The following is a 4,254-nucleotide window of genomic DNA, read 5'->3' on the forward strand; positions in this document are numbered from 1 at the left end:
TGAAAGTTGTGTAGATACTTTTGCTGCGATGGCATCAGCCGGGGCTTACTGACAGACCTGATTGCCTGCATCGCAGGCAAGCCAGAGTCTTCAATAGTGCGTTTCAAACCCGGCCAATCGGCGCAAATGTGGCCTGGGTCTGCTCGGCCAGCACTGCCGCCGACAGCTCCACTTCCAAACCCCTTCGCCCCGCACTGACAAAAATCGTCGCGAACGGCTGCGCCGTCACATCAATAAATGTGCGCAAGCGCTTTTTCTGCCCCAACGGGCTGATGCCGCCCAACAGGTAACCGGTCGAGCGTTGCGCCGCCGCAGGGTCGGCCATCTCGACTTTTTTCACGCCTGCCGCCTGCGCCAACGCTTTTAGATCCAGGCTTCCGACGACCGGCACCACCGCCACCAATAATTCACCTTTCTCACTGCTGGCCAGCAGGGTCTTGAACACCTGCGCCGGGTCGAGTCCCAATTTCTCCGCGGCCTCCAGCCCATAGGACGCTGCCTTCGGATCATGTTCATAACTGTGGACGTGATGTTCGGCGCGAACTTTTTTTAACAGGTCCAGTGCGGGGGTCATGGTTACTCCGGGCATGGCAAACAGGTGGCCAATTCTAGGCCAAGCCCGCGCAAAACGCTCTAGTGCGCGCCTCCTGTAATAGACACTCACCGTAACAATCGTGATCATTCACCAGACTAATAGTTTGAAAATGACCAACCGTTCACTTTCGACCTTTGACAGCCGTCATTCTTGTCTATATTTTTTCGTTTCCGAATACTGTAGGAATACTCCTGCGGTACTCCAGCAGTAAGCTGTGGCCGGGATGGGGATCCTGACCACGGTGAAAATCGCGCAACGACCCGTTGAGGTTGTGCGCCACACAAGAACAACAATCGAGGTTTTCCATGACAACTGCTCTTCAACAGCCTTCACTTTCGAGCCAATGCATGGCCGAATTCCTGGGGACTGCGCTTCTGATCTTCTTCGGTACAGGATGTGTCGCTGCGCTCAAGGTCGCGGGTGCCAGCTTTGGCTTGTGGGAGATCAGCATCATCTGGGGGATAGGCGTCAGCATGGCGATCTACCTCAGCGCCGGTATTTCCGGGGCTCACCTCAATCCGGCGGTCAGTATCGCCCTGTGCATTTTTGCCGATTTTGAAAAGCGCAAACTGCCCTTCTATATTCTCGCCCAGGTCGCCGGCGCCTTCTGCTCGGCGGCCTTGGTGTACACGCTCTACAGCAACCTGTTTTTCGATTACGAACAAACCCACCATATGGTTCGCGGCTCTCAGGCCAGCCTGGAATTGGCGTCGGTGTTCTCCACCTACCCGCATGCGCTGCTGAGCACCGCCCAGGCGTTCCTGGTGGAGATGGTCATCACCGCCATCCTGATGGGCGTGATCATGGCGCTTACTGATGACAACAATGGCCTGCCGCGTGGCCCGTTGGCCCCGCTGCTGATCGGCCTGTTGATCGCAGTGATCGGCAGCGCCATGGGCCCGTTGACCGGGTTTGCGATGAACCCCGCGCGCGATTTCGGCCCTAAGCTGATGACCTTTTTCGCTGGCTGGGGTGAAATGGCCTTCACCGGCGGCCGCGATATTCCTTACTTCCTGGTGCCGATTTTCGCGCCGATCGTGGGCGCATGCCTCGGCGCCGCAGCCTATCGCGGGTTGATTGCCCGCCATCTGCCGAGCGCGGCACCTGCTATAGATGAAGAAACACCTGACAGGGCTGTCAACGGCAAGACGCGTATTTCCTGATAGCGCCAGCCTGGTCCCTACTGCCCCTTTGCGGCCCAGGCTAATTCCTTTTCTCTTATTTTCCGTCCAAGGCAATCGACATGACCGACATTCAGAATAAGAACTACATCATTGCCCTTGACCAGGGCACCACCAGTTCGCGGGCGATCATCTTCGATCGGGACGCCAACGTGGTCTGCACCGCTCAGCGTGAATTCACCCAGCATTACCCGCAAGCCGGCTGGGTTGAACATGACCCGATGGAAATTTTCGCCACCCAGAGCGCGGTGATGGTCGAGGCCCTGGCACAAGCCGGCCTGCACCATGACCAGGTCGCCGCCATCGGTATCACCAACCAGCGTGAAACCACCGTGGTCTGGGACAAAGTCACCGGCCGCCCGATCTACAACGCGATCGTGTGGCAATGCCGCCGCAGCACCGAGATCTGCCAGCAGCTCAAGCGCGACGGCCACGAGCAATACATCAACGACACCACCGGCCTGGTCACCGACCCGTACTTCTCCGGCACCAAGCTCAAGTGGATCCTCGACAATGTCGAAGGCAGCCGCGAGCGTGCGCGTAACGGCGAACTGTTGTTCGGCACCATCGACAGCTGGCTGATCTGGAAATTCACCGGCGGCAAGACCCACGTCACCGACTACACCAACGCCTCGCGCACCATGCTCTTCAACATCCACACCCTGGAGTGGGATGCGAAGATGCTGGAGATTCTCGACGTGCCGCGCGAAATGCTGCCGGAAGTGAAGTCCTCCTCGGAAATTTACGGCCGCACCAAAAGCGGTATCGCCATAGGCGGCATCGCCGGTGACCAGCAAGCGGCGCTGTTCGGCCAGATGTGCGTGGAAGCCGGCCAGGCCAAGAACACCTACGGCACCGGCTGCTTCCTGCTGATGAACACCGGCGACAAGGCGGTCAAGTCCAAGCACGGCATGCTCACCACCATCGCCTGCGGCCCGCGCGGCGAAGTGGCTTACGCCCTCGAAGGCGCGGTCTTCAACGGTGGCTCCACCGTTCAATGGCTGCGTGACGAGCTGAAGATCATCGCCGACGCCACCGACACCGAATACTTCGCCGGCAAAGTCAAAGACAGCAACGGCGTGTACCTGGTGCCGGCCTTCACCGGCCTGGGCGCTCCGTACTGGGACCCGTATGCCCGTGGCGCGCTGTTCGGCCTGACCCGCGGCGTACGCGTGGATCACATCATTCGTGCAGCCCTGGAGTCGATTGCCTACCAGACCCGCGACGTATTGGACGCCATGCAACAGGACTCGGGCGAACGCCTCAAAGCCCTGCGTGTGGACGGCGGCGCGGTGGCCAACAACTTCCTGATGCAGTTCCAGGCCGACATCCTTGGCACCCGCGTCGAGCGCCCGCAAATGCGCGAGACCACGGCACTCGGCGCCGCTTACCTGGCAGGCCTGGCCTGTGGCTTCTGGGGCAGCCTGGACGAGTTGCGCGGCAAGGCGGTGATCGAGCGCGAATTCGAACCTACGCTGGATGAAGCCGCCAAAGAGAAACTCTACGCCGGCTGGCAAAAAGCGGTCAGCCGCACACGCGACTGGGAACCTCACGAAGGCGCTGAATAAGCCAACCGCCGGACCCATTTAGGGTTGTAACTGGCAGGGAGCAGGTTCCTGCGTCATCATGGGCCACTTTTGTATGGCAGCCCAAAGGACGCCCCATGAATCTGCCTCCCCGCCAACAACAAATCCTCGAACTGGTCCGCGAACGCGGCTACGTCAGTATCGAGGAAATGGCGCAGCTATTCGTTGTCACCCCGCAAACCATCCGCCGCGATATCAACCAGCTGGCGGACGCCAATCTGCTGCGCCGCTACCACGGCGGCGCAGCCTATGACTCCAGTGTCGAAAACACCGCCTACGCCATGCGTGCCGACCAGATGCGCGATGAAAAACAACGCATCGGCGAAGCCATCGCGGCGCAAATCCCCGATCACGCCTCGCTGTTCATCAATATCGGCACCACCACCGAATCGATCGCGCGCGCGCTGCTCAATCACAACCACCTGAAAATCATCACCAACAACCTCAACGTCGCGACGATGCTCAGCGCCAAGGACGACTTCGATGTGCTGTTGACCGGCGGCAACGTGCGCCGTGACGGCGGCGTGGTAGGCCAGGCGAGCGTCGACTTCATCAACCAGTTCAAGGTCGATTTTGCCCTGGTGGGCATCAGCGGCATTGACGAAGACGGCAGCCTGCTGGACTTCGACTACCAGGAAGTGCGGGTTTCCCAGGCGATCATCGCCAATGCACGCCAGGTGATCTTGGCCGCGGATTCCAGCAAGTTCGGGCGCAATGCCATGATTCGCTTGGGGCCGATCAGCCTGGTGGATTGTTTGGTGACCGACCAGCAGCCGGTACCGGCGCTGGTGCAGCTGTTGAATCAGCATAAGGTTCGGCTGGAAGTCGTCTAACCCAGGCGCCTGTCCACCTTGTGGTGAGCGGGCTTGCCCCGCGCTGGGGCGCGAAGCGG

At 59.9% G+C, this 4,254-nt stretch carries 4 protein-coding genes; 3 read left to right on the plus strand and 1 reads right to left on the minus strand.

What is annotated here, in order from left to right; all coding sequences use genetic code 11:
• Positions 1-103: 103 nt before the first annotated feature.
• The gene (ybaK, locus tag WBB95_RS10495; RefSeq protein WP_424487526.1) at positions 104-574 is read right to left on the minus strand and encodes a Cys-tRNA(Pro) deacylase; all 471 of its coding nucleotides are present in this window, start codon (positions 572-574) and stop codon (positions 104-106) included.
• Between the two features lie 326 nt (positions 575-900).
• On the opposite strand from ybaK, the gene WBB95_RS10500 reads away from it, so the two are divergent.
• The 3 genes from WBB95_RS10500 to WBB95_RS10510 all read left to right on the plus strand — a co-directional run bounded on the left by WBB95_RS10500 (position 901) and on the right by WBB95_RS10510 (position 4,195).
• Positions 901-1,758, plus strand: a complete 858-nt coding sequence (locus tag WBB95_RS10500; protein WP_424487524.1) for an MIP/aquaporin family protein — start codon at positions 901-903, stop codon at positions 1,756-1,758.
• Between the two features lie 80 nt (positions 1,759-1,838).
• Positions 1,839-3,344 (plus strand): glycerol kinase GlpK, encoded by a 1,506-nt coding sequence (gene glpK, locus WBB95_RS10505; RefSeq protein ID WP_424487525.1) that lies wholly within the window; start codon positions 1,839-1,841, stop codon positions 3,342-3,344.
• A 95-nt stretch (positions 3,345-3,439) separates the two neighbouring features.
• A complete protein-coding gene (locus WBB95_RS10510; RefSeq protein WP_010212755.1) occupies positions 3,440-4,195 on the plus strand; it encodes a DeoR/GlpR family transcriptional regulator in 756 nt (251 codons plus the stop codon).
• The last annotated feature ends 59 nt before the right edge of the window (positions 4,196-4,254 follow it).

The organism is Pseudomonas sp. (assembly GCF_049645325.1).
Taxonomy (GTDB): domain Bacteria; phylum Pseudomonadota; class Gammaproteobacteria; order Pseudomonadales; family Pseudomonadaceae; genus Aquipseudomonas.

Bases quoted from the DNA above. Each gene is read 5' to 3' on its own strand.
- ybaK (WP_424487526.1), bottom strand. From the start codon at position 574: ATGACCCCCGCACTGGACCTGTTAAAAAAAGTTCGCGCCGAACATCAC.
- WBB95_RS10500 (WP_424487524.1), top strand. From the start codon at position 901: ATGACAACTGCTCTTCAACAGCCTTCACTTTCGAGCCAATGCATGGCC.
- glpK (WP_424487525.1), top strand. From the start codon at position 1,839: ATGACCGACATTCAGAATAAGAACTACATCATTGCCCTTGACCAGGGC.
- WBB95_RS10510 (WP_010212755.1), top strand. From the start codon at position 3,440: ATGAATCTGCCTCCCCGCCAACAACAAATCCTCGAACTGGTCCGCGAA.